The sequence below is a fragment of the Methylocapsa sp. S129 genome (assembly GCF_009765995.1).
Taxonomy (GTDB): Bacteria; Pseudomonadota; Alphaproteobacteria; order Rhizobiales; family Beijerinckiaceae; genus Roseiarcus.
The window spans coordinates 520,111-520,342 of record NZ_LMUI01000048.1 but is presented as its reverse complement, the minus strand read 5'-3'; the positions used below and the strand labels follow the sequence as shown (position 1 = coordinate 520,342).

At 66.4% G+C, this 232-nt stretch carries 1 pseudogene; it reads left to right on the top strand.

Annotated elements, in window-relative coordinates:
- Nucleotides 1–232: pseudogene (locus GSQ90_RS32210) on the top strand (transposase); the annotation flags it as partial.

Below are 232 nucleotides of genomic sequence, written 5' to 3'. Positions count from 1 at the left end.
CGATCGCGACCGTCCAGGACTGGGGCCTGCGGGCGATGGCAAGAGCCTTGGTTTCTTCCTTCATCCGGTTGTGGCGATTGACGCGGCCAATGAGGCTGTTCTTGGCGTCGCGGGCGCGCGGATCTGGACGCGCGGCATGGACAAGGTCAAGGAGCGGCAGAAGCGGCCCCTTGAGGAGAAGGAGTCGGACCGCTGGCTCGAAGGCGCCCAAACCGCCGCCACCGTTCTGGCT